The sequence below is a fragment of the Vreelandella nigrificans genome, from assembly GCF_002374315.1.
GTDB classification, from domain to species: Bacteria; Pseudomonadota; Gammaproteobacteria; order Pseudomonadales; family Halomonadaceae; genus Vreelandella; species Vreelandella nigrificans.
Genome location: NZ_NWUX01000005.1, coordinates 162,886 through 186,122, shown reverse-complemented (window position 1 = coordinate 186,122; position 23,237 = coordinate 162,886). Strand labels below are relative to the sequence as shown.

Below are 23,237 nucleotides of genomic sequence, written 5' to 3'. Positions count from 1 at the left end.
CACGCATATCAGAAACATTTCTGTATGTTAGCGGATGGCACAACAGCAGAATACAGCTCGCGTTATACAAAAATTAGATTCTGGCGCACTCGCATAGCGCGCTTACCACTGCAAGGGGAACTCTGCATGAAGGCAAGCAAATCTTTTTCGACTCGCTCACTAACCACTAAGTTAATGACGACGGCTAGCGTAGGCGCACTACTGCTGGGTATGACCGCCGCTGCACAGGCGGACAATTGGCGTTACGCTCACGAAGAGTACGAAGGCGATGTGCAAGATGTCTTCGCCATGGCATTCAAAGAGTATGTCGAAGAGAATTCTGATCACACCGTTCAGGTATACCGTTTCGGTGAGTTAGGTGAGTCAGACGATATTATGGAGCAGACCCAAGCGGGCATTCTCCAGTTCGTTAACCAATCTCCAGGCTTCACCGGGGCGCTGATTCCCGAAGCACAAATCTTCTTCGTACCCTACTTGCTGCCAACCGATGAAGAAACTGTCATCGAGTTTTTTAACACCAGCACCGCTATCCATGAAACTTTCCCAGAACTTTATGCTGAGCAGGGCTTAGAGCTGCTGAAGATGTATCCGGAAGGTGAAATGGTACTGACGGTTAATGAACCAATTACGTCGCCTGAAGAACTGCGCGGTAAAAATATCCGCACCATGACCAACCCGCTGCTGGCAGAAACGTACCGTGCCTTTGGTGCTAGCCCAACGCCGCTACCCTGGGGTGAGGTTTATGGTGGCCTGCAAACAAATATTTTGCAGGGTCAGGAGAATCCGATTTTCTGGATAGAGTCAGGTGGTCTTTACGAAGTATCGCCCAACTTGGTATTCACTGGCCATGGCTGGTTCACTACCGCGATGATGGCTAACCAGGACTTTTATGAAGGCTTGTCTGAAGATGACCAGCAATTGGTACGCGATGCTACCGAAGCTGCGTACGAGCATATCATTGAGCATATCTCGGGCTTAGCAGACGAGTCGCTGGCAAAAATCCAGGAAGCGTCTGACGACGTTACTGTGACCCGCCTTGACGAAGAGCAGATTCAAGCCTTCCGTGACCGTGCTCCGCAAGTAGAAGAGCGCTTTGTCGAAATGACAGGCGAGCGTGGTGCCGCGCTACTTGAGCAGTTCAAACAAGACCTGGAAGCGGTCAACAACGATTAATCATATTGGTTAGCGTTGAGCTTAATAAGGGGTAGCCGCAGGCTGCCCCTTTTTCATTAATCCTCTGTGCGGCCAATCAGCGTTGAATGATATCGCTTTGATAGCCGCTACAGTGATGAAGAGCCCAATGGGTGCCAAGAGGAGCAATTGCGATGGATATGAGCGAAGACGATGTTGTTGAAAAAAACTATCGCTCCATGTTACCGGGGCCGCTTGGGGTGATTGACACCTGGATCAGCAAAGGTGAAGCGGTCATTCTTGCAACCGGTATTATCTTAATGGCAATTAATACGGTGGCTAACGTTATTGGGCGGTTTGTATTCGGGGAAAGTCTGCACTTTTCCGAGGAAGTAAACCGCATGTTAATCGTGTTGGTTACCTTTGCCGGGATCGGCTATGCCGCACGCCACGGGCGGCATATTCGTATGTCAGCAATTTATGATGCGCTGCCCACGGGCGGTCGTCGCTGGCTGATGATTTTTATTTGCCTGTTCACGTCGTTGGTGATGTTTGTGTTGTGCTACTACTCGGTGGGTTACATCACAACCATTATGGGGCGTGGACGCAGTCTTCCTTCTACCGGTATTCCTGCTTGGTGGATGTATGTATGGGTGCCGGTTGGGTTTGCCGTAACGGGAATTCAGTACCTGATGACAGCTTATACCAACATGATATCGAAGGATGTCTATCTCTCGACCCATGTTGTAGATGGCTATAAAGATACCGAAACGGAAGTGTAGGCCGCGAGGAACGACACATGACTGCAACGATAATTACCATCATGATCGTGCTGCTGCTGCTCGGCTTCCCGATGATGATTCCATTGATGACCGCCGCCTTTGTGGGCTTCTTTATGAGTTTTGGCGGCCTTGGACAAATGGAAACCATGATTCAGCAGATGATGCGTGGGATTAGTCCTACCGCACTCATTGCTGTACCCATGTTTATCCTGGCTGCAGATATTATGACCAGGGGCCAATCAGCAAATCGCCTGATTGACATGGTGATGACCTTTGTTGGGCATATAAAAGGCGGACTAGCGGTCAGTACGGCAACGTCTTGTACGCTGTTTGGGGCGGTGTCTGGTTCGACCCAGGCTACCGTCGTTGCTGTAGGGTCACCGCTGCGTCCACGCATGCTTAAAGCGGGCTATAAAGACCCTTTTACGCTAGCGCTGATTATTAACTCCAGCGATATTGCCTTTTTGATTCCCCCTAGCATTGGCATGATTATTTACGGGGTTATTTCCCAAACCTCGATTGCCGAACTGTTTATTGCTGGTATTGGACCGGGGTTGTTGATTTTGGCGATGTTCTCGGTCTACTGCATTATTTATGCCATTGTTAATAAGGTACCTACCGAGCCAAAAGCGACCTGGAAAGAGCGTGCTGTAGCGGTACAGAAAGCACTGTGGCCACTGGGCTTTCCGGTTTTGATTGTGGGCGGCATCTACGGCGGAGTATTTAGCCCTACTGAAGCAGCGGCAGCTTGTGTGTTGTACGCGGTATTGCTTGAGTTTGTTATTTTCCGTTCTTTAAAGCTTCCGGATATGTTCACCATTGCCAAATCAACCGGCTTGATTACTGCGGTGGTCTTTATTCTGGTGGCGGCAGGGAATGGGTTCTCTTGGGTTATTTCGTTTGCTCAAATTCCCCAAGCGATATTAGGTACTTTTGGGATTAACGAAGCGGGTCCGGTAGGCGTATTGATCGCCATTTCCATTGCTTTTTTTGTCGCCTGTATGTTCGTTGATCCCATTGTGGTGATTTTAGTACTCACGCCGATTTTTGCGCCTGCAATTGCAGCCTCAGGGCTTGATCCTGTATTGGTCGGCGTGCTGATCACGTTGCAAGTTGCGATAGGCTCGGCAACGCCACCCTTTGGGTGCGATATATTCACGGCCATTGCGATATTTAAGCGGCCTTACTGGGAAGTAATAAAAGGGACACCCCCCTTTATTATTATGCTGGTAACTGCCGCCGGCCTGATTATCGCGTATCCGCAGATTGCACTGTTCCTGCGCGACCTTGCTTTCCGCTAAACCACCACCAGGATAACGCACATGTTTAATCGCATTTTAGTGCCTGTGGATGGCTCGAAAGGGGCAATTAGAGCACTGGAGAAGGCTGTTGGGCTGCATCTGCTAACTGGCGCGGAACTCTACTTGCTGTGTGTATTTAAGCACCACAGCTTGTTGGAGGCATCGCTTTCCATGGTGCGGCCAAATAAACTCGACATACCCGATGACGCACTGAAAGAATACGCCACGGAAATCGCGGTGCATGCGAAGGCTCACGCGATCGAATTGGGTGCCGATAGCGTTCGGGTCAGAGCGTTTGTTAAAGGCGGTCGACCATCGCGTACCATTGTGCGCTTCGCCCATAAACGTGAGTGTGACCTGATAGTGATTGGTGCCCAGGGCACCAATGGTGAGAAAAACCTGCTGCTTGGCAGCGTTTCTCAGCGTGTAGCGGGTGCGGCACACTGTCCTACGCTAGTGGTATAACGTACTAAGGCCTATTGGTATCAACAGGCCTTAAACCTCTCTTGGTATCTGTGGTCTGATCAACACCTGCCGTTTCAGCTAATGCAGCCTGGAGCGGCGGGTGTTAGTCTTTAAGGCACTAAATTTTTGGCGTACAGCGCCTCTGAATAAGGTTTTTTTTCATGAAAGCACTGCTCTCTTCCGCGGCCCTAACGAGTTTACTGCTAGTCGCTCCATTTGCAGCGGCGACGCCTGAAACCGATGAACAGCGCCTTGCCTATAGCTTAGGCGTTACTTTAGGTGAAAGCATGCAGGCCGATATTGAAGATCTTGATATCGATGCCTTTACAGGTGGCATGCGTGACGTATTTGAGGGTAATGATTTAGCGCTTAGCGAAGAAGAGATGATGGAAGCGCTGGTTGCTTTTCAAGAGCAATCCATGCAGGCACGTGAGCGGGAAGCTGAAGAGCTGGCGATGATGAAACGTGTAGAAGGAGACACTTTTCTAGCTGAGAACGCTGAGCGTGATGAAGTCACTGTTACAGAGTCTGGCCTGCAGTATGAAGTACTAGAGTCTGGCGATGGCGCAACGCCGGGCCCGGAAGACACGGTTGAGGTTAACTACGAAGGCATGCTGCTAGATGGCACCGTGTTCGATAGCTCTTTTGAGCGTGGCCAATCGGTGAGCTTCCAGGTAAACCAGGTAATTGAAGGCTGGCAGGAAGCACTGCAATTAATGAGCGTGGGCGATAGCTGGATGCTGTATATCCCCGCTGAGCTGGCCTATGGAGCTAGTGGCCAAGGCCCCATCGGTCCCAATGAAATGCTGACCTTCCGCGTTGAACTTTTAGGCGTCGAGTAACCTATGAGCTCAGCCCCATTTGTGCGTAGCTTTGCCATGCGTAGCCCTGGCATACGTAGTTCTGCCGGTGTGCTTGCTATGCTGGTCACCAGCATAGCCTACGCTGAAAAGCCTGCACCGCTGCCTCAGCTAAGCGCTACCAGCGACCAGGCCAGCGTTGTAGGTGTATCGTCAGGCGGCTACATGGCAGCACAGCTGGCAGTAGCATGGCCAGAGCGCTTTAGCGGTGTAGGCGTATTAGCTGCCGGGCCTTGGGGCTGTGCCCAAGGGGCATTAAGCCTAGCGCTTAATCAATGTATGACCACTCGTCGTGGCTTACCCTCCCTCGATGATCTGGATGCGCGTAGAGAGCGCTATGCGTCCCAAGAGCAGGTGGGTAGCCAGGAAGATTTAAGCTTGTTACGTGCGTTTGTATGGCATGGTGCGGAGGACGAGGTGGTCGTGCCAGAACTTGGCAGCCTGCTGGCAGAACAGTGGCAGGCTTGGCTTGGCTCGCCAAATCAGCTTCGTGCTGTTAGTAGTGATGCTACTGGGCATGGCTGGCCTGTACGATTGCCCCGAGAAGCAGCCATCGATCCTCAGTCATTGGGTGGCTGCCGCCAAGGTGGTGGCAGCCATGTATTAGCCTGTAACGAGGATGTGGCAAGTGAAATGCTTGGCTGGCTTTACCCTGAACGCCAGCCCGCTGCCAGCGAAGGTGAACTGGTAGCATTTGACCAGTCAGAATTCGCGGTAAAAGGGCTGGCGAATACTGGCTATGTATTTATACCCGAAGTGTGCGAGGCGGGTGGCTGCCCGGTCACCGTAGCATTGCATGGCTGTCAAATGAGCGCCGACGCCATTGGTGATACCTTTATTCGCCACAGCGGCCTAAACCACTGGGCTGAAGAGTATGGGCAGTTAGTACTATACCCTCAAGCCAAAAGCAGCATGGCTAACCCCCAAGGGTGTTGGGACTGGTGGGGCTTTGCCGAAAGCACTTGGCAACTAAGCCCACTTCACGATACCCGCGAAGGCACTCAGGTTAGAGCCTTAATGGCCATGCTGGATAGGCTGCAGAGTGCTCTAGTGCAGCAGGAGGTGCTAGAACGGCAAGAGTGAAACACTCTTAACAAAACAGCCTGAATTACCGAGCCAGTTCGTGTTCCAACGCCGAAATAAGCCCGTGGGGCGTTGGCGAGTAGAGCACTCGCTGTAAAATCTCGCCTTCCCGGTTGACTAGAAACAGTGATGCGCTGTGATCGATAGTGTATGACATTGCTGAGTCAGGTGCCTCGACGCGCCGCCAAATAACACCATAGCGTGCTGCAACGTCTTCCAGCTGTGTCTGGCTGCCCACCAAACCAATAAATTCGCTCCCGAAAAACTGCATGTACTCTTCCATACGCGAAAGTGTGTCGCGCTCGGGATCAACGGTAATCAACAGTGGTACTACGCGTTCACGTTGGGTTTCGTCTAACTGGGCAAGTGCTTGGCGTTTAACGGCTTGGTTGATGGGGCATACGTCAGGGCAGTAGGTATAACCAAACGAGACGATGGCAATGTCACCTTCCTCAAGCTGGGCTAACGAGAAATCGCCTTGAGTGGAAGGCATTTCAATCGGTCCGCCCACAGGCTCGTCACTGTCGGTGCTAGTGGCTGTTTGATAGAGGCCAATAAGACCAACCACCAGTAGAGCGACTAGCAGCCCTAACCCCAGCCACAGTACTTTACGTTTGTTTGTTTTAGCTGCCATATTCGTTAACTCCGAATCACGTCAAAATCGAACCAGCTGCCTAACTTGCCCTCTGGGGTCTCCAGTATGACACGTGCTCGCCAGGGCATTACGGCTTGGGTGCAAATACCTACTTGGCCTTGACCATGGAAGAGGCCAGGAGCCGCCGCAGTTAAACTGAATCGGTGCAAGCCCATCTCCATATCCCTACCGATAAAGTCAACGCTGACCTGGTCAGCGTCGATGCCTTCTACCATTACTTCCAGTGGCACAATTTCCAGGGCATCAATGCGGCCGTCAGCACTGACCGTTAGTGTGATCCGGCCTTTATCGCCTAGCATGGCAGAGCAAGGCTGGGCGTGTAAATCACATCCCTGGGTAGGGGTGAACCACATCACATCACCATCGTCTCGTAACCAGTTGGCAAAGACATACCACGCGCAAGCTGCTAGGGCCAAACAGGTCACAAGGATAAGCACTTTAAGTGCTGGGAAACCCGTAAAGGAGGCAGGTGTGGGCAGTTTCTTCATGGCAAAATAGTCGCTACGCAGGCCGTAAGGCGGGAGTTTAGTTTATGGTAACAGCAATCTCTCAGATGTCCGCTGTGCTGGGATGTCGCACTTAATAAGGAGCCGTCATGGAAAGCATTAGCGGAGCGCTGGGGCCGCTGTTTTTGTTAATTCTGTTAGGCGTCGTAATTGGTTACTTGCGCTGGCCGAGCACAACGTTTTGGCCGCACATGGAGCGCTTAATTTACTTTGTGTTGTTTCCTGCAATGCTGGTGGGCACGCTCGCTACGGCGGATGTAAGCCAAGTGCCAGTAGGTCGGTTAGCCCTGGTGCTACTAGTCGCAATGGGTTTCTTTGGGCTAGTACTGTGGTATTTCCGTGCTTGGCTGCGGTTATCGCCAGCGGCGTTTACCTCGGTGTTTCAAGGGGCTGTGCGCTTTAACACCTATGTAGGTGTCGCCGGTGCGGCAGCACTACATGGCAGTGCCGGAGCCACCACGGCAGCGGTAGCGGTGGCGTTAATGGTGCCGGTGGTCAACGTGATGTGTGTGGCAAGCTTTGTGGCCGCAGGCACGCTGGGCAGCTCCAGCTTGGGTAAAAGCGCCTTAGCGCTAGCGAAAAACCCGCTAATACTAGGCTGTTTGGTGGGGATTGGTTTGAACCTGTCTGGGGTTGGGCTACCGGGTTGGAGTCAGGATACTGTAGAGCTGCTAGGGCGCGCAGCGCTACCACTGGGGTTAGTGGCGGTTGGTGTGGCGCTACGACCTGCAGCGCTGCTGCGCTTTGATCGAGGCGTTGTTGCCACCAATGCCATTAAATTGCTGTTAATGCCCACATTGGTGCTGTTGCTGGCGTGGTTACTGGGGCTAGACAGCGTTAGCCGCGATGTAGCGCTCCTATTTGCTGCGTTACCCACCGCGACGTCGGCTTATATTCTCGCTCGTCAGCTAGGGGGGGATGCTGAGCTAATGGCAGCGATTATTACCGGACAGACGTTAATGGCGATGGTGACGCTACCCTTTTGGCTGAAATTGGTGGGTTGATTTAAAAATAAATAAAAAGTATTCGCATTTGTGTTGACGGGGTAAATGAGAATGATTATATTGTGATGGTCGGCGTTTGATGAGACGCCACAGACCACGACAGAAACCGCCAGTTTCCTGTCATGGTTTCTCCCTCTCATTGCTAGTCACGGTCTTTTGCCGCTCCTTTGGAGCGGCTTTCTTTTTTCTAGCGCCGCCTTTCTATACTCCCCACATATGCTCCTCACATAACAAATATGCGCTGTGTCAGGGCAGATGCTGATCGTATTGCCTATGCTGAGCATCTACCACACGCCAGGAGAGCCCCTATGCGCATTGCTGTTTTTAGCGCCAAACCTTACGATCAAACCTTTCTTAGTCGTGCCAGTGCGGCTAAGCACCACGATCTAAGCTTCTTTGATGCGCGTCTGACTGTTGAGACTGCCCCTTTAGCCAAAGGGTTTGATGGCGTATGCGTTTTTGTTAACGATCACCTAGATGCTGCGGTGCTTGAACAGCTTTATTCAGGCGGTACACGGCTGGTTGCGCTGCGCTCGGCGGGATTTAATCATGTTGACTTAGCAGCGGCCGAGCGGCTGGGGATTACGGTGGCACGAGTGCCTGCTTATTCGCCCCATGCAGTTGCTGAGCATGCTGTAGCGCTGGTGATGAGCCTGAACCGTATGACCTTCCGCGCTTATAACCGCGTACGGGAAGGCAATTTTGCACTTGATGGCCTGCTAGGGTTCGACCTACATGGTAAAACTGTCGGAGTGATTGGCACTGGGCATATTGGGCTGATTTTTGCTGACATCATGCATGGCTTTGGTTGTCGTATTCTCGCTCATGACCCACTCCCTAACCCACAGGCTAAGGCGTTTGTAGAGTATGTGCCTCTTGAAACACTTTATGCCCAGGCCGATATTGTTTCTCTGCACTGCCCGTTAACACCAGATACTGATCACCTGATTAACGCCGCGGCCATCGCACAAATGAAACAGGGGGTGATGCTGATTAATACCGGACGCGGGCGAGTGGTTGACACCCAAGCGGTGATTGCTGGCTTAAAAAGTGGTCATATTGGTCGCCTGGGGCTGGATGTATACGAAGAAGAGGAGCAGCTGTTTTTCGAGGATCTATCGCACAAAGTGATTGATGATGACCAGTTTATGCGCCTGACGACCTTTCACAATGTGCTGATTACCGGTCATCAGGCTTTCTTCACTACCGAGGCGCTAACCAATATTGCCGAAACCACGCTGGCGAATATCGACGCCTTTGAAAGTGGCGAAGGCGATATACATCGGGTGAGTGCCAAGTAATCCACCTCCACCCATACGGGCGCTAGCCTTTCATCCAAGCATTTAACTCATCGAAGAATGCTAGGCACTGGCTAAGTTGATCAATTTCTATGAACTCATCGGGCTTGTGGGCTTGGCGAATAGAGCCGGGCCCAAGAATCACCGAGGGAATACCACCATCAATCTCGAACACGCCGCCTTCTGAACCATACGAAACCTTGCCGCCACGCTCGGGAAGAATAGGCTCAAGTTGTTTAAATGTCTCGCAGCCGGTGGCATCGCCCATGGCGGGGTAGGCAAATAACGCTTGCCACTCAATAGCGGAGTCTGCTGATTGACGCTTCATTTCGGGGAGTAGGGTTGCCTCAATATCGCTGATCAGCCCTTGGATATCTGTGGCGGCCGCCTCTTGATCAATGCTGCGTAGCTCAAAGATAAAGCTGCAAGTGTCGGGAGTAACGTTGGTCGCTACACCGCCTTCTATGATGGTGGTCAGCGTTGTGGCGTGGGGGACGGTAAAGTCTTGGTCGAAGGGGCCCTCTTGTTCATATCGTCGTGATCGCTCGGCGATCATAGTGATAATGCGTGAGGCATACTCCACCGCATTGACGTGTTGAGGGGAGAAGGACGAGTGGCCCCCTTCACCACGCACCGTTACTCGCATTGCAATCTTGCCCTTCTGGCCGTTGATCAGCTTCATCTCGCTGGGTTCGCCGATAATTGCCAGGGCTGGTGGTACCTTAAGCTCAGCCAAGTAGCGTGCGATGGCGGGCGCTCCCAGGCAGCCCACCTCTTCATCGTGAGAAAAGCAGAAATAGAACGGGCGCCGCAGTTCATCGTTGGCAAAAGCTGGTGCTGCTGCCATGACGCAGGCTGCAAAGCCTTTCATGTCGCAGGTGCCCCGACCAAACAAGCGGCTGCCGCGCTGCTCCATGTTGAAAGGGTCGCTTTGCCAATTTTTTGGATTGGCGGGTACCACATCGGTATGACCAGAGAGGACGATGCCGGCTACGTCGGCTGGGCCCAGGCGGGCGACTAAATTGGCTTTTTCGCCGCTCTTATCCGGCAGTACCGTGACCTCAGCACCAAGAGTAGCGAAGAACTTCTCAAGATGCCGAATGAGCTCCAGATTAGAGTGCGCACTTGTTGTGTCGTAAGCGATCAGATCCGCGAGGTGAGATATCGCGGCTTCCAGCTGCGGGTGAGCGTTAGCTTGCATAGCGTTAAATCCTTGGCAATAAGGGAATCTTTGGCTCAGGCTTTGGCCTTCTTAAGCTGCTGACGAATCGTCACTACCACCACGAATATCGCCAGCGAAGCGAAAAGCCAGGTGATAGGCGACGACACCAGGATGCTTGGATCACCACGAGAGAGTGCAAGGGAGCGACGTAGGTTCTCTTCCAACATCGGGCCAAGAATGAAGGCAATCAAAAAGGGGGCGGCGGGAATGGCGAACAGGAACATGAAAAAGCCAAATACGCCCATCACCAGCAGTACGATGACGTCATACATACTGTTGGAGATCGAGAAAATGCCGAATAGGCAGAGCGCAAGTACGATCGGCGCCATTAAGCCGGGAGGAATCCGCGAAATATGCGAGAAAAAGCGCATCGTTGCTTTGCCAGCACCAAACAGCAAAATAGACGAGAACAGCATGCCGATAAACAGCATGTAAACCTCGTTAAGGTTGTTCTCAAACAGCATAGGGCCTGGGGTCATGCCGTGAATCATAAAGGCGCCCAGCATTACGCCAGTAATCACATCGCCCGGCACGCCCAGCGCTAATAAAGGAATCATAGTAGAGCCACAGCAACCATTATTGGCGGACTCTGATGCCGCGATCCCTTCTAGCTCGCCCTTACCAAAGTTCTCTCGATTCTTTGAGCTACGCTGCGCTTCCCCGTAGGAGGAGAACGCCGCTGCCGAGGGGCCAATACCTGGGATGGCGCCCATCACAACACCAATCATGCTGCCTTTGAGCATTGCCTTTAAGGATCGCCGCAGCTCGTCTCGCGTTACGCGGTTATCGCCCAGCTGCATGGGCTTATGGCTCTGGTTGTTACGAAAGACAATAATCTTAAGCAGTTCAGGGATCGCAAACAGGCCGATAAGCACGGGCGCAACGGCAAGACCGCTCTGCATATCCACGGTTAGATCAAAGCGGAATGAGCCGTACATATCTTCGCCCACGGTGGCTAACAGCAGTCCTAAGCACGCCGATACAAGCCCAAGTAGCAGCGAACGCCCTGAAACCCCAGCCACGGTGGTGAGCGCGAATATCATCAGCATGAAATATTCGGGGGGACCAATACGCAGCGCGAGAAGCGCCAGTGGCGCAGCGATAAAAATCAGCGAGAGGTTGGAAATAAAGTCCCCGGTACAGGACGAATAGAGCGCCATGTTAAGGGCTTTACCCGCCTTGCCTTGTTGGGCCAATGGGTAACCGTCAAGGGTGGTGCAGGCGGCCGAAGCGGTACCTGGTGTCTTGATCAAAATCGCGGATACCGAGCCGCCGTAGGTTGAACCCTTATAAAGTGCAACGAGTAATAAAATACTTGGAATCGGCTGCATATAGAAAGTAAACGGCAGCGCCAGCGTCACCGCCATGGTGCCGGTCATGCCGGGTATCGCGCCGATAATCACGCCACCCCAAATGCCTGCGGCCATGATCAAAAAATTCTCAATGGTGGCAACCGCCTGGAAGGCAACCAACAGGTCGTTGAGCATAGTAGTCAGTCCTATACGCGGTCGGTTAAATACCGATAGCCCTAAACAGGCTGCCGACAGGGAAACGCGTATTGAGTGCGCTGGAAAAAAATAGGTAGAGAACCAACGGAAGTGCCACGGCAACGGCTGCCGCCACCACTTTGTGGCGCCAATAACCTGTCAGTAGCAACATCGCCATTAACAGTAAGATGCTCGATAGCAAAAAACCTAGCAGCATCACTGAGCCGATAAAGAGCGCAAAGGCAAGTATCGTCCAACCGAAGCGAGTGAGTAGCGTGGCAAGTGGTGTATCTCCACGGATAGCGCTGGCATTTTCAGGGTCGGCGATTGCTTCGGTTTTGCGTGAAAAAGACAGCCCCACGAGCAGTATCCCTAGCGCCATGCCAAGCATGGAAACTGTGCGTGGCCACATATCGGGTGGCGGCGCGAACCCAGGAATAAAGCGTGGGCGGGGCACATAGGCTGGGATCAGTAAAAACAGAACGATACCGAACAGTGCTGTAATAACTAAACCGCGTGTTATACCCATGACCCCTCCAGTGATGAAATGATGTATGCAGTGGCGACAAGATGCTTAGCGCTAGCTCACTCCAGATAGCCAAACTGTTCCGCTAAGGTGCGATAAAACTCATACTGCTCTTTTGCGTAGGCCTCCATATCGACGCTACCGATAGTGGAAATTGAGCCACGATCATCAGCACGACTGAGCCACATCTCGTCCTCTGCAACCTGTTCCATTACCTCTGCCCAGGTATTCACGACGTCTTCAGGTAGATCTGGCGGGCCATACAACGCGCTCCAACCAATTACTTGCCCCGCTAGCTCATAACCCAGCTCTTCAGCAGTAGGCACTTCAGGCAGCGCTTCCATACGCTCAGGTGAGAACACCATTAACGGGCGCATATCACCGCTCTCGATATGAGGCATCAGTGATGCTGCCGCGATGGCAAGAAAATCAACATGCCCACCCAGTAGCGACGTCGCCAGCTCGCCACCACCACGGTAAGGAATCAACGTTGCCGCTGTTAGTGGGTCCATTTCCGCGTCAGCCAATAGCGACTGAACAGTAAAGCCATCAATAGCGGTCGCCCCAGAGGCTGCATAGCTCATCGCACCAGGGTCGTTTTCGATGCCTGCCAGCAAATCTTCCACGCTCTCATAGGGGGAGTCATCGGCGACGGCAAGAATCATCGGTGTGGCTTCAAGCGGGCTGATAAAGGTGTACTCATCCCAATCAACACTGTTGTTTTCGTTTACCGCTGGCGACAGTGCCATGCCCACGCGGGCTAGCAGCAAGGTGTAGCCGTCGGGGTCTGCTCGCGTTACGTCGCGGGCACCGGTCATGCCTCCAGCGCCTGCTTGATTAACTACCGTGACAGGCTGTCCTAGATATTTGCGAGCAGACTCCGCGAGAGCCCGACCGGCAAGGTCGGAGGCGCCGCCGGGGCCGTACGGCACAACTAACGTGACAGGACCAGAGGGGTAGTTCTGAGCATAGGCAGTGGAGGCAGCGAGGAGCGTTGCCGCCGCTAAGCTAGGGATGAGTTTCATACTTGTCTCCGCAACGGTTGTTGCATAGCGGTTGTTAGATGTTTTGTTACTCGTTTTGTAAGCCTGCATTTTCAACATAGACAGGTATGAAAATTGTTGCAACAATTAAGCTTGGCATTCGTTTTTGTTCTAGTGGTGTGTCAAAGTTGCAAGCTTGTTGTTTATAAAGGTTGTTTTTATCTGCGGTGTATTTAGTTAAAAATCACTAAAAGAGATTAACGTAATGAAAATAAAAGAAATTGAGGCTTTTGATGCCTTCATGAAGCATGGCACCACAAAAGCGGCCGCCGAAACATTAGGGATCAGTCAGTCAATGGTAAGCCGGTTACTAATTGGGCTAGAGGAAGAGCTGGGTTTTGCGTTATTTAAACGCTCCCGTAACCAGCTTTCACCGACATCAGAGGCCTTTTTGTATCACGCTTCCGTTTTACGATTAATGGCGAGTATTCGAGACATTCAGAAAGACGCGGACGCTATTTCTAATAATCAATTAGGCAGTGTCGTAGTGGCTGCCCAGCCAATTTTTTGCGATACCTTTTTACTCGATGTGATTAAGCGCTTTAAACAAAACCACCCGAATGTCGGCGTTCGTGTAATTGATGCTGGGTTACAAGAGTTGCTTAAAATGATCGACAACAATACCTGTGATGTAGCGCTGGGAATTACGCTTGAAGCCGACACGTATGGAGCAAAGGTTAAGAGTCTTGCGCGCTGTTCTGCGCGCTGCATCATGCATCGTACGCACCCACTCGCTAAGCAGGATGTGGTGGCTATCACCAGCCTGCAAAACCAGACGTTTGTAGAGTTAATGGCCGATAGCCCTTTACGCGCCAGGGTGGATTACATTATGCAGACTGTTGATATAAAAAGGCATATTGCCGCTGAAATGCGCCATATGCGCGGCGTGTGCGCGTTGGTTGACCGTGGGCTTGGGGTGGCGGTAATTGATCCTATTGCAGAGTTGTTGCTGCAGGGAACAGCCGTTGTATCAAAGCCAATGGAGCCAACCATCGAGTGGGAAATAGCTTTACTTAAATCTAAACACAAGCCGTTAAGCAACGTGGCTGAGTCTTTCTGCGAAGAGATATACGCCGAGATCGATAGTTTGCATAAAATGGGTATTTTAACTTCGTTCGATATACAGAAGTAATAAAAAGCATATGAGATTCAGAAGGATAATGTGTAATTGAATAGTGCATCCAAAAATGCACCTATTATTCACGCATACCTGGAAGAACTTCACCGTCGAATATAGCTTCTGTCAGCTTTCGCCTGCCATTTTTGATTAGCAAAATTGCTACCCAAAGCTTAACGTTCGGCAGACGAGAGCTTAGCACTGGCGGTGTCTTATCCTTTGCGCTGATAAATCAAATCCCATACGCCATGGCCAAGTTTTTCACCGCGGGCTTCAAACTTGGTTAGCGGGCGGAAGTCGGGGCGTGGTACGTAGGGGGCAGTGTCCGGACTTGCGGTATTTGCGTAGCCGGGAGCAGCTTCCATAACCTCGGCCATCCACTCCGCATAGGCTTCCCAGTCGGTGGCCATATGGAAAGTGCCGCCGGGCATCAGGCGGGTGCGAATCAGCTCTACAAAAGCGGGTTGCACAATGCGCCGCTTATGGTGCTTTTTCTTCGGCCAGGGATCGGGGAAGAACAGCTGTAGCGTGGTCAAGGAGCCTTCGGGAAGGCACTGTTCCAGCACTGCCAGGGCGTCTTCACGATAAACGCGCAAGTTAGTCAGGCCGCGCTTATCGACTTCATCCAGGAGCTTGCCAACGCCAGGGGCATGGACTTCGATACCAATAAAGTCGGTATCTGGGTGAGTTTCGGCCTGTTCAATCAGCGAATTGCCCATGCCAAAGCCAATTTCCACCACGCGGGGCGCCTGGCGGCCAAACAGGGTGTCTAAGTCCTGAAGGCCGTCAGCGATGGTCAGCCCCAAACGCGGCCATACCTCTTCCAAGCCGCGGCCTTGCGCTTGCGTCATGCGCCCAGCGCGAATCACATAGCTTTTAATACCTCGGCGGTGCAACGGGGCTTCGGCGCTTTCAGGGCCAGTGGCGTTGCTTTCGGGCGCGGTGTCGTTCGTATCGGTCATGGTGTCTCTGTATCAGCCGTTAATCCGGCCTGCAAAAGGCGAAGAGGGGTCGGCGCTCTGGCGGCGCGGCATGCGGCCAGCCAAGAACGCATCGCGGCCAGCTTTTACAGCCAGCTTCATGGCGTTAGCCATACGCAGCGGGTCTTGGGCGTGGGCAATCGCGGTATTCAGCAGTACGCCGTCACAGCCTAGCTCCATCGCCATGGCCGCGTCAGAGGCGGTGCCAATACCCGCATCAACCAGCACCGGTACGCTGCTTTGCTCAACAATTAGGCGCACGTTGTGTGGGTTTTGAATGCCATGGCCAGAGCCAATGAGTGAGCCCAGCGGCATGATAGCGCAGCAGCCCATAGCCTCTAATTCACGCGCTACAATAGGATCATCGCTGGTGTAGACCATGACATCGAACCCATCAGCCAGCAGTGTTTCGGCAGCCTTGAGTGTCTCGACTACATTGGGGTAAAGCGTATGGTCATCGCCTAGCACTTCCAGCTTGACTAGTTTGTGACCATCTAGGAGTTCACGCGCCAAGCGGCAGGTACGTACCGCATCTTTGGCAGTGTAGCAGCCTGCCGTGTTGGGTAGCAGGGTGTAGCGCTTTGGCGAAATCACATCCAGTAGGTTAGGGGAGTCAGCATCCTGACCTAGATTGGTGCGGCGTACGGCGAAGGTGACAATTTCTGCGCCACTTTGGGCAATGGCTGCGCCGGTTTCGGTAAAGTCTTTGTACTTGCCGGTGCCCACGAGTAGCCGGGAACTGAAGTCATGGCCAGCGATAGTGAACGGTGTATCGGTCAGTTGTGTCATTGTGGTTCCTTTAAAAAGCACAGGCGGTAGCGCTAGCCGCCACCAATAGCGTGGACCACTTCTACTTGGTCGCTATCCGCTAACGGGGTGGTGGCAAGCTGGCTTTTGGGCACAATCTGCTCGTTAATTTCTACGGCGATACGACGCCCGCTAAGGCCCAGCTGATCAACCAGATCAGCGGCGGTTAGGCCGGGGGCAATGGCGTAGGGTTCGCCGTTGAGCGTAAGCTGTATCGACTCATTGAAGGTAGGCATAAACAGTGAGCGTCCCAGTGGGTGAGGCAAAACGTTCTCTATTGTAGCGGTTTCAACCCGCGCAAGGTATGCATATGCAGCAACATGAATACCTCTACGATTATATAGCAACCAGCAGTCACTTGATTCAGCGAACAGGAGCGAAACGTGCAGCAAGTTGATAAAACGTGGTGGTGTGTGGCGGCGCTTTCGGGTGCCTTGATGGTGATGCTTGGTGCTTACGCGGCCCATGGCTTAGCGGCACGCGCCAGCGCTGCTATGGTGGATATTGTAGAAACCGGCGTACGTTATCAGGCGTGGCACACGCTGGCTATGCTCTCAGTGTTGGCTTGGCGCAGCCGCTCCCCATTGCCAGGGCAGCATATTGTGCTGATGCTCTGGGTGCTGGGCATCATGGCATTTTCAGGTTCGCTTTATCTGATGGCGCTGGCGGGCTTAAACCTCGGGATGGTGACGCCGGTCGGAGGCTTATTGCTCATGACCGGTTGGCTGGCATTGGCGATAACGGCGCTTAAAGCTTAAAGCTTAAGGCTAGGACTGAATTTTCCCTGTGCTTTGGCGCACGATTAACTGAGTACTGAGCGTTTGGTGCCGAACGGCGGGCTCATTCTTAATTAAGCTGATTAATAGCCGCATGGCCTGCTGGCCGATTTGAGTTCGGGGTTGGCTGATAGTCGTCAGCTCAGGCTCGCAGTACTCGCTAAATCCAATGTTGTCGAAACCGATCACCGAGAGTTTTTCCGGCACTGGGATGTCCAGCTGTCGGGCAGCTTTGAGGACGCCAATTGCCATTTCGTCGCTGTGGCAAAAAATAGCAGTAGGGCGTGTATTCGATGGCGCTAGCAGTGTTAGGCCTTGCAGATAGCCGGAACGAAACCCAAAGTCGCCCTCGGCAACATGAATGGCGTCGCTCAGGCCGTGGGCAGCTAAGGTGTCGTGGTAGCCACGTACTCGTTCGATACAAATGGGATTAGCGGCAGGACCACTTAATGTAACGATGCGGCGATGGCCCAGCGATACCAAATAATCGATAGCGTGGCGGGCGGCCTGATAGTTATCGATGGTGATGGTGGGTAGATCAATATCGGCAAAAAACTCACATGCCATTACCAGCGGGAAGTTAGTTTGGGCGCTTGCTTGTTGGACCAGGCTGACAGGGACTTCTGCGGTGAGTAGCAGTACTCCGTCGGCTTGATTGGTAGGCAGCAGTCTAAAATAAGCCTCTGCTCGGGCAGGGTCATGCTCGCAATCCCCGATCAATACTTGATAGCCCGCCTGATGGGCGACCTCCTCCATGCCATTGATAATCTCAGAGAAAAAGGGATTTGAGATGTCGGGTAGCAACGCCACGATTGTTTTAGATTCGGCGCGGCGTAGATTGCGCGCTGCCACGTTAGGTGCGTAACCAACTTCAGCAATAGCACGTGACACCCGCTCTCTGGTCGCTTCAGTGACTTTTTCCGGAGAGGCTAGCGTGCGTGAAACCGTGGCTGTGGAGCAGCGTGCGGCCTTGGCAACATCTTTAATGGTGGGCATGGCGTAAATATTCCGGCTGCCAGGTAGTGAGGTGGTTAGCATATCGCGCTTCTTATGGTGGGGATAAGAGACGCGATATACATAAGCTGTAAATACCTTATTTATAATATTTTAATGTAAAGCATTACACCGATAAGTGCTATTTCAAATGATTTATCGCTGAGCTATCTGCTAAAACAGAGCCCCCTGGTAATGAATTAATCTTTTTTTATCATCCTTTTGTCTAAAAAGCATACATGTAATTATGGCTTTTTAGGTAAAAAAATCATTATTTTCAATAGTATAAAAATATATAGGTATCAATGGGTGATGGCCTAGTAGTGCTTGACCACCTTCTAGCCCTCTGCTGCAATGTAATGCATTACATTAAGATGCCTCCTGGGCAAAACAACGACAATATTTCTGAGGTGTTCGATGAAAACGATCAAGGGGCCTGCGCTCTTTTTAGCTCAGTACGTCAGTGATGAGCCCCCTTTCAATAGTCTGGAGACTATTGCTGCTTGGGCAGCTGGACTAGGTTTTAAGGGGGTGCAGATTCCCACCTGGGATAAACGCCTTTTTGATCTTGAACGTGCTGCCGAAAGCCCTGAGTATTGCCAATCCATCCAAGCACTGCTTGCGGAGCATGGTTTAGAACTCACAGAACTCTCCACGCACCTCCAAGGGCAACTAGTGGCGGTGCATCCCGCCTACGATAGCCTGTTTGATGGTTTTGCTCCCGCTGAGCTGCATGGTAATCCCGCTGCGCGCCAAGCTTGGGCAGTCGAGCAGCTCAAGCTCGCGGCGCGTGCCAGTGCTCACTTAAACTTGCGTGCTCACGGTACGTTTTCAGGCGCCTTACTGTGGCCTTTTCTGTACCCGTGGCCCCAGCGGCCGGCAGGGCTGGTTGAGGAGGGCTTTGCCGAGCTTGCCAAACGCTGGAAGCCGATTCTGGATGCCTTTGACGACGCTGGGGTTGACCTATGCTTCGAAATCCATCCGGGTGAAGATTTACACGATGGCGCGACCTTTGAGCGTTTTCTGGACGCTGTGGATCACCATCCGCGCTGTTGCATGCTCTACGACCCCTCTCATCTCATTTTGCAACAGCTTGACCACTTGGCCTTTCTTGATCGCTACCAGTCGTGGATTCGTATGTTTCACGTTAAGGATGCCGAATTCCATGCCTCGGCTACCCAAGGCGTTTATGGCGGCTATACCTCTTGGGTGGAGCGCGCCGGTCGGTTCCGCTCTCTAGGCGACGGCCAAGTCGACTTCAAGGCGATCTTCTCTAAGTTGGCGCAGTACGACTTTGATGGTTGGGCAGTGATCGAATGGGAGTGTGCGCTTAAACACCCGCAGCAGGGGGCTGAAGAAGGGGCACGCTTTGTTGCCGATCATATTATTCAGGTCACCGATCGTTCCTTCGACGACTTCGCCGGTGCCGGTACTGACCGGCAAGCTAACCGCGCGCTCTTAGGGCTCGATTGAACACGCCAAATATCAAGGAGCTAGCCATGATAACAACTCAGGGTAAAGTACATCGCCGCCTGCGCGTTGCAATGATCGGCGGTGGCCAGGGGGCTTTTATTGGCGGTGTTCATCGTATGGCCATGCGTCTGGACGACCGTTTTGAGCTGGTTGCTGGGGTGTTCTCCTCCGACGCCGAGCGTAATTTATCTACCGCTCTCGAATTGGGCATCGAACAAGCCCGCTGCTATGCCGATCACGTCGCGCTGTTGGCCGCAGAAGCTGCCCGTGAGGAAGGGGCTGAGATTATCGTCATTGTGACGCCCAATCATCTGCACTTTCCGGTGGCGCTGGCCGGGCTAGAAGCGGGATTGCATGTGGTGTGCGAGAAGCCCATGACGTTGACCCAGGATGAGGCAGAGCAATTGGCACGAGCAGTCGAGGAGAGCAAGCGCTGCTTCTTATTGGCCCATAACTACGCTGGTTACCCGCTGGTGCAGCATGCTCGTGAGTTGGTGGACCGCGGTGCACTGGGCCGTTTGCGCCATGTGCAGGTGGAGTATGTTCAAGAGTGGCTGAGTGAAACACCTCCAGACGATAACCGCCAGGCAGCTTGGCGGCTTGATCCTGCTCAGGCAGGGGCCGCGGGCTGTCTGGGGGATATCGGTGTCCATGCGTTCCAGCTGGCTCAGTTCATTAGTGGCCAGCGGGTTAGTGAAGTAAGTGCCGAGTTAATTACCGCTATTCCAGGGCGTGTATTGGATGACAACGTTCAAGCCTTGCTGCGTTTCAATGGTGGCGCGCGTGGCATGCTGTGGGCTAGCCAAACGTCCCCAGGGTTTGAAAATGAGCTGAGCATCCGTGTCATTGGTGAGAAAGCAAGCCTTCAGTGGGCGCAAGAAACCCCCAACGAGCTATGGTTTAAACCGCTTAATGGCCCTAGTCAGCGATTAACTCGCCGTGACGATGCATTGAGCGATGGAGTGAGCCGTGGCATTAGGCTGCCCGGCGGTCACCCTGAAGGCTACATCGAAGCCTTTGCCAATCTTTATCAGGCCCTGGCCGATAAGCTATCGGTAGACCAGCCCTCTGCCTGGCTGCCCGGTATTGATGACGGTGTGGATGGAATGCGCTTTATCGCTGCAGCGCTGGATTCCAACCAGAAACAGGGCGCTTGGACGGCGTTAGTGGGGGCGGAGGACGCTAATGAGTGAGCCTATCTTACGCCTTGAGGGGATTGGCAAAGCCTTTGGCCCCGTTCAGGTGCTTGAAAATATCTCGTTCTCGGTAGCTCCGGGTGAGGTGGTAGGTATTCTTGGTGAGAACGGCGCGGGTAAGTCGACTCTGCTTAAGATCATCAGTGGTATTTACACCCCGAGCGCGGGCCAGGTGTTGCTCGACGGACAAGCATTCAATGCCCTTGATCCGATCACCGCGCGTCGCCACGGTGTGGCGATGATCCCCCAGGAGTTCAACCTGATACCCACGCTACGTGTCTACGAGAACGTTTTCCTGGGCCAGGAGCTGCGTCGTGGCGGCTTACTTGACCATGCGGGGATGCGTCGCCGCACCCGCGAGCTGCTAGCGTCGTTGGAAGTGGCAATGAACCCTGACGTGCCTATTGAGCGGCTTAGCGTCGCCGAGAAGCAGATGGTGGAAGTTGCGCGTGTATTGGTCAATGACGCACGCATCGTGATACTTGATGAGCCCACCACCGTGCTTACCGACCGTGAGGTGGCCGTGTTGTTTCGGGTGGTGCGTTCACTGGTTGCCAAGGGCGTGACGATCTTATTTATTTCCCACAAGCTTAAAGAGGTGAAAGAACTCTGCAGTCGATTATTGATTCTGCGTGATGGCAAGCAAGTGGATTTCTGCGCTATCGGCAAGCTGAGTGAAGAGGATATGGCCCGTAAGATGGTTGGCCGTGAGCTTACTCAAATTTATCCGGATAAGTCGGCTACGTTGCATAGCGCTTCCCCGGCCCTGCGCGTACAGGGGTTGGGTATTAAAGCGCTGCTTTACGATATCAACCTAGAGGTACGCCATGGCGAAATATTGGGCCTATCCGGTTTAGTCGGGGCTGGGCGTACGGAGATCGCTGAAGCGATTATGGGGCTAAGGCGCAAGGATAGCGGCGATATCTTTATCGACGGCGAGACAGTCAGTATCCATTCGCCTAATGAGGCGCATGCACGAGGCTTGGCGTATCTCTCGGAAGACCGCCAGGGTAAAGGCTTGCAGCTCTCTTTCAACGTGATGCAGAACATCACATCTCTGAGCTTGAAACGCTATGTACGGGGCTTAATCCGCCATGGTGCTGAGCGCCGTCGCGCCGAGCACTATCAGCAACGCTTATCCATCAAGGCGTCTAATTTGGCGGCTCCCATTAGCCTGCTGAGTGGTGGCAATCAACAGAAGGTTTACTTCTCCAAGCTGCTTGATATTGAGCCAGATATTTTAATTCTGGATGAGCCAACTCGCGGCATCGATATTAGTGCCAAGCAGCAGATTTATCGCTTAATTCGCGACCTCACTGAGCAAGGGAAAGCGGTTGTCGTCATCTCTTCTGAACTTGAAGAAATTATTGGTATGGCCGATCGCGTTCTGGTGGTGCGTGAGGGGCGTATCGCGGCCGATTTAAGCGGCGACGACATTAATGAAGAACAGATCATGCTGTATGCCGCCGGGGCTTGGCAGCAAACGAACAATAATCCCGTGGGAGACACGCTATGAATTTGTCACAACAGGCTAAGCCGGTCGGCGAGCGCGTCGTTCAACGTCTGCGGCAGATCCCTATCAGTACTTCTATTCTGGCGCCTTTGGTGGCGCTTATTCTGCTGTTTGTGGTGTCGTCGCTGGCTAGCGAATACTTTCTTAACACCCGTAATCTTACCAACGTCATGCGTCAGGTGTCGTATACCGGCATTATTGCCATCGGTATGACCTTTGTGATCATTGCAGGCGGCATTGATCTGTCGGTTGGTTCCATGGTGGCACTGGTCGGTGTCATCGTGCTTTATGTGGTGAATGCCGTCAGTGACCCTATTCAGGCGGTGATTCTCGCCATGCTGGCAGCCGTGGTGGCTGGCGCGCTCTTTGGGTTATTCAATGGGCTGCTGGTAACACGGGGGCGCATTGCGGCCTTTGTCGTAACGCTTGCCAGTATGTCGATCTTTAGATCGCTGGCGCTTTACTTTACCAATGCGGCGGAGGTCTCGACCCGCAACCCATTTTTTTCCGATATAGGTGGCGGCTTCTTTATGGGCCTGCCGATTCCGGTGTTGGTCTTCTTTGGTCTGGCGATTGTCACTCACGTGCTGCTATTCCACACCCCATACGGCAGGCATGTGTGCGCCGTCGGGGCAAACCCTCAGGTTGCCCGTTATTCAGGGATTCGTGTCGAGCGTATTGTGCTTTCCACCTTCGTTATCGCCGGGGTGTGTGTCGGTCTCTCTGCAATCATGCTGACCTCGCGCCTCAATTCGGTGAGCCCCAGCGATGCGGGCTATTTCTATGAGCTGGATGCCATCGCAGCAGTGGTGATTGGTGGTACTGCCCTATCTGGTGGGCGGGGCACCGTATGGGGCACCGTGATTGGCGCACTGATTCTCGGCATTATCAATAACATGCTGAACTTGACTGGGGTCTCACCCTATTTACAAGGGCTGGTGAAGGGCGGTGTGATTCTGCTGGCGGTGTTACTGCAGTACAAGCGCACGCCTTAATACATTTTCGGCTGTGATGATCTT

24 protein-coding genes are annotated in these 23,237 nt (G+C 52.9%); 14 read left to right on the top strand and 10 right to left on the bottom strand.

What is annotated here, in order from left to right; genetic code table 11:
- Positions 1–126 precede the first annotated feature (126 nt).
- The 6 genes from CPA45_RS08770 (at position 127) to CPA45_RS08745 (ending at position 5,622) form a co-directional block, all read left to right on the top strand.
- Positions 127–1,173 (top strand): TRAP transporter substrate-binding protein, encoded by a 1,047-nt coding sequence (locus tag CPA45_RS08770; protein ID WP_096651171.1) that lies wholly within the window; start codon positions 127–129, stop codon positions 1,171–1,173.
- A 152-nt stretch (positions 1,174–1,325) separates the two neighbouring features.
- A complete protein-coding gene (locus CPA45_RS08765; RefSeq protein ID WP_096651170.1) occupies positions 1,326–1,913 on the top strand; it encodes a TRAP transporter small permease in 588 nt (195 codons plus the stop codon).
- A 17-nt stretch (positions 1,914–1,930) separates the two neighbouring features.
- Entirely contained in the window at positions 1,931–3,214 is a 1,284-nt protein-coding gene (locus CPA45_RS08760) for a TRAP transporter large permease (RefSeq protein WP_096651169.1), read from the top strand.
- 21 nt (positions 3,215–3,235) lie between these two features.
- A complete protein-coding gene (locus CPA45_RS08755; protein WP_096651168.1) occupies positions 3,236–3,679 on the top strand; it encodes a universal stress protein in 444 nt (147 codons plus the stop codon).
- Between the two features lie 161 nt (positions 3,680–3,840).
- Positions 3,841–4,521, top strand: coding sequence for a BamJ family beta-barrel-assembly machinery protein (locus tag CPA45_RS08750; protein WP_096651167.1), 681 nt, complete (start codon positions 3,841–3,843; stop codon positions 4,519–4,521).
- Between the two features lie 3 nt (positions 4,522–4,524).
- Positions 4,525–5,622 (top strand): alpha/beta hydrolase family protein, encoded by a 1,098-nt coding sequence (locus CPA45_RS08745; RefSeq protein WP_422822021.1) that lies wholly within the window; start codon positions 4,525–4,527, stop codon positions 5,620–5,622.
- Between the two features lie 25 nt (positions 5,623–5,647).
- Here CPA45_RS08745 and CPA45_RS08740 read toward each other — a convergent pair whose 3' ends face one another.
- Complete coding sequence (locus CPA45_RS08740) at positions 5,648–6,256, bottom strand: SCO family protein (RefSeq protein WP_096651166.1); 609 nt, start codon at positions 6,254–6,256, stop codon at positions 5,648–5,650.
- Between the two features lie 5 nt (positions 6,257–6,261).
- A complete protein-coding gene (locus CPA45_RS08735) occupies positions 6,262–6,765 on the bottom strand; it encodes a hypothetical protein (protein WP_096651165.1) in 504 nt (167 codons plus the stop codon).
- A 107-nt stretch (positions 6,766–6,872) separates the two neighbouring features.
- Between CPA45_RS08735 and CPA45_RS08730 the strand changes: the two genes are divergently transcribed.
- Together CPA45_RS08730 and CPA45_RS08725 are read left to right on the top strand one after the other, a co-directional pair.
- The gene (locus CPA45_RS08730) at positions 6,873–7,787 is read left to right on the top strand and encodes an AEC family transporter (RefSeq protein WP_096651164.1); all 915 of its coding nucleotides are present in this window, start codon (positions 6,873–6,875) and stop codon (positions 7,785–7,787) included.
- Positions 7,788–8,095: 308 nt separating this feature from the next.
- Entirely contained in the window at positions 8,096–9,088 is a 993-nt protein-coding gene (locus CPA45_RS08725; protein WP_096651163.1) for a 2-hydroxyacid dehydrogenase, read from the top strand.
- 22 nt (positions 9,089–9,110) lie between these two features.
- On the opposite strand, the gene argE is transcribed toward CPA45_RS08725, so the two are convergent.
- Genes argE through CPA45_RS08705 form a run of 4 tightly spaced genes read right to left on the bottom strand, consistent with a single transcriptional unit; the run spans position 9,111 to position 13,345 of the window.
- A complete protein-coding gene (argE, locus tag CPA45_RS08720; RefSeq protein ID WP_096651162.1) occupies positions 9,111–10,286 on the bottom strand; it encodes an acetylornithine deacetylase in 1,176 nt (391 codons plus the stop codon).
- Positions 10,287–10,321: 35 nt separating this feature from the next.
- Entirely contained in the window at positions 10,322–11,794 is a 1,473-nt protein-coding gene (locus tag CPA45_RS08715) for a tripartite tricarboxylate transporter permease (RefSeq protein ID WP_096651161.1), read from the bottom strand.
- Between the two features lie 25 nt (positions 11,795–11,819).
- Positions 11,820–12,323 (bottom strand): tripartite tricarboxylate transporter TctB family protein, encoded by a 504-nt coding sequence (locus CPA45_RS08710; RefSeq protein ID WP_096651160.1) that lies wholly within the window; start codon positions 12,321–12,323, stop codon positions 11,820–11,822.
- 56 nt (positions 12,324–12,379) lie between these two features.
- Entirely contained in the window at positions 12,380–13,345 is a 966-nt protein-coding gene (locus CPA45_RS08705) for a Bug family tripartite tricarboxylate transporter substrate binding protein (RefSeq protein WP_096651159.1), read from the bottom strand.
- A 223-nt stretch (positions 13,346–13,568) separates the two neighbouring features.
- On the opposite strand from CPA45_RS08705, the gene CPA45_RS08700 reads away from it, so the two are divergent.
- Positions 13,569–14,495: a LysR family transcriptional regulator gene (locus CPA45_RS08700; RefSeq protein WP_096651158.1), complete on the top strand. Its 927-nt coding sequence runs from the start codon at positions 13,569–13,571 to the stop codon at positions 14,493–14,495.
- A gap of 197 nt (positions 14,496–14,692) precedes the next feature.
- Here CPA45_RS08700 and trmB read toward each other — a convergent pair whose 3' ends face one another.
- Genes trmB through thiS form a run of 3 tightly spaced genes read right to left on the bottom strand, consistent with a single transcriptional unit; the run spans position 14,693 to position 16,503 of the window.
- Positions 14,693–15,442 (bottom strand): tRNA (guanosine(46)-N7)-methyltransferase TrmB, encoded by a 750-nt coding sequence (gene trmB, locus CPA45_RS08695; protein ID WP_096651157.1) that lies wholly within the window; start codon positions 15,440–15,442, stop codon positions 14,693–14,695.
- Positions 15,443–15,454: 12 nt separating this feature from the next.
- Positions 15,455–16,249, bottom strand: coding sequence for a thiazole synthase (locus CPA45_RS08690; protein WP_096651156.1), 795 nt, complete (start codon positions 16,247–16,249; stop codon positions 15,455–15,457).
- Positions 16,250–16,281: 32 nt separating this feature from the next.
- Complete coding sequence (thiS, locus tag CPA45_RS08685) at positions 16,282–16,503, bottom strand: sulfur carrier protein ThiS (RefSeq protein WP_078090385.1); 222 nt, start codon at positions 16,501–16,503, stop codon at positions 16,282–16,284.
- A gap of 147 nt (positions 16,504–16,650) precedes the next feature.
- Between thiS and CPA45_RS08680 the strand changes: the two genes are divergently transcribed.
- A complete protein-coding gene (locus tag CPA45_RS08680; protein ID WP_096651155.1) occupies positions 16,651–17,025 on the top strand; it encodes a DUF423 domain-containing protein in 375 nt (124 codons plus the stop codon).
- A gap of 9 nt (positions 17,026–17,034) precedes the next feature.
- Here the strand turns inward: CPA45_RS08680 and CPA45_RS08675 are convergent, their stop codons facing one another.
- The gene (locus tag CPA45_RS08675; protein ID WP_096651154.1) at positions 17,035–18,081 is read right to left on the bottom strand and encodes a LacI family DNA-binding transcriptional regulator; all 1,047 of its coding nucleotides are present in this window, start codon (positions 18,079–18,081) and stop codon (positions 17,035–17,037) included.
- 372 nt (positions 18,082–18,453) lie between these two features.
- Here CPA45_RS08675 and CPA45_RS08670 point away from each other — a divergent pair, with 372 nt between their 5' ends.
- The 4 genes from CPA45_RS08670 to CPA45_RS08655 are packed head-to-tail and all read left to right on the top strand — an operon-like array spanning position 18,454 to position 23,213.
- On the top strand, positions 18,454–19,509 hold the full coding sequence (locus CPA45_RS08670) for a sugar phosphate isomerase/epimerase family protein (protein WP_096651153.1): 1,056 nt from the start codon (positions 18,454–18,456) through the stop codon (positions 19,507–19,509).
- 26 nt (positions 19,510–19,535) lie between these two features.
- On the top strand, positions 19,536–20,702 hold the full coding sequence (locus CPA45_RS08665) for a Gfo/Idh/MocA family protein (RefSeq protein ID WP_244287554.1): 1,167 nt from the start codon (positions 19,536–19,538) through the stop codon (positions 20,700–20,702).
- The gene (locus CPA45_RS08660; protein WP_096651152.1) at positions 20,695–22,221 is read left to right on the top strand and encodes a sugar ABC transporter ATP-binding protein; all 1,527 of its coding nucleotides are present in this window, start codon (positions 20,695–20,697) and stop codon (positions 22,219–22,221) included. Before CPA45_RS08665 ends, CPA45_RS08660 begins: the two co-directional genes overlap by 8 nt.
- On the top strand, positions 22,218–23,213 hold the full coding sequence (locus tag CPA45_RS08655) for an ABC transporter permease (RefSeq protein WP_096651151.1): 996 nt from the start codon (positions 22,218–22,220) through the stop codon (positions 23,211–23,213). The genes CPA45_RS08660 and CPA45_RS08655 overlap by 4 nt, the downstream gene beginning before the upstream one ends.
- Positions 23,214–23,237: the final 24 nt, after the last annotated feature.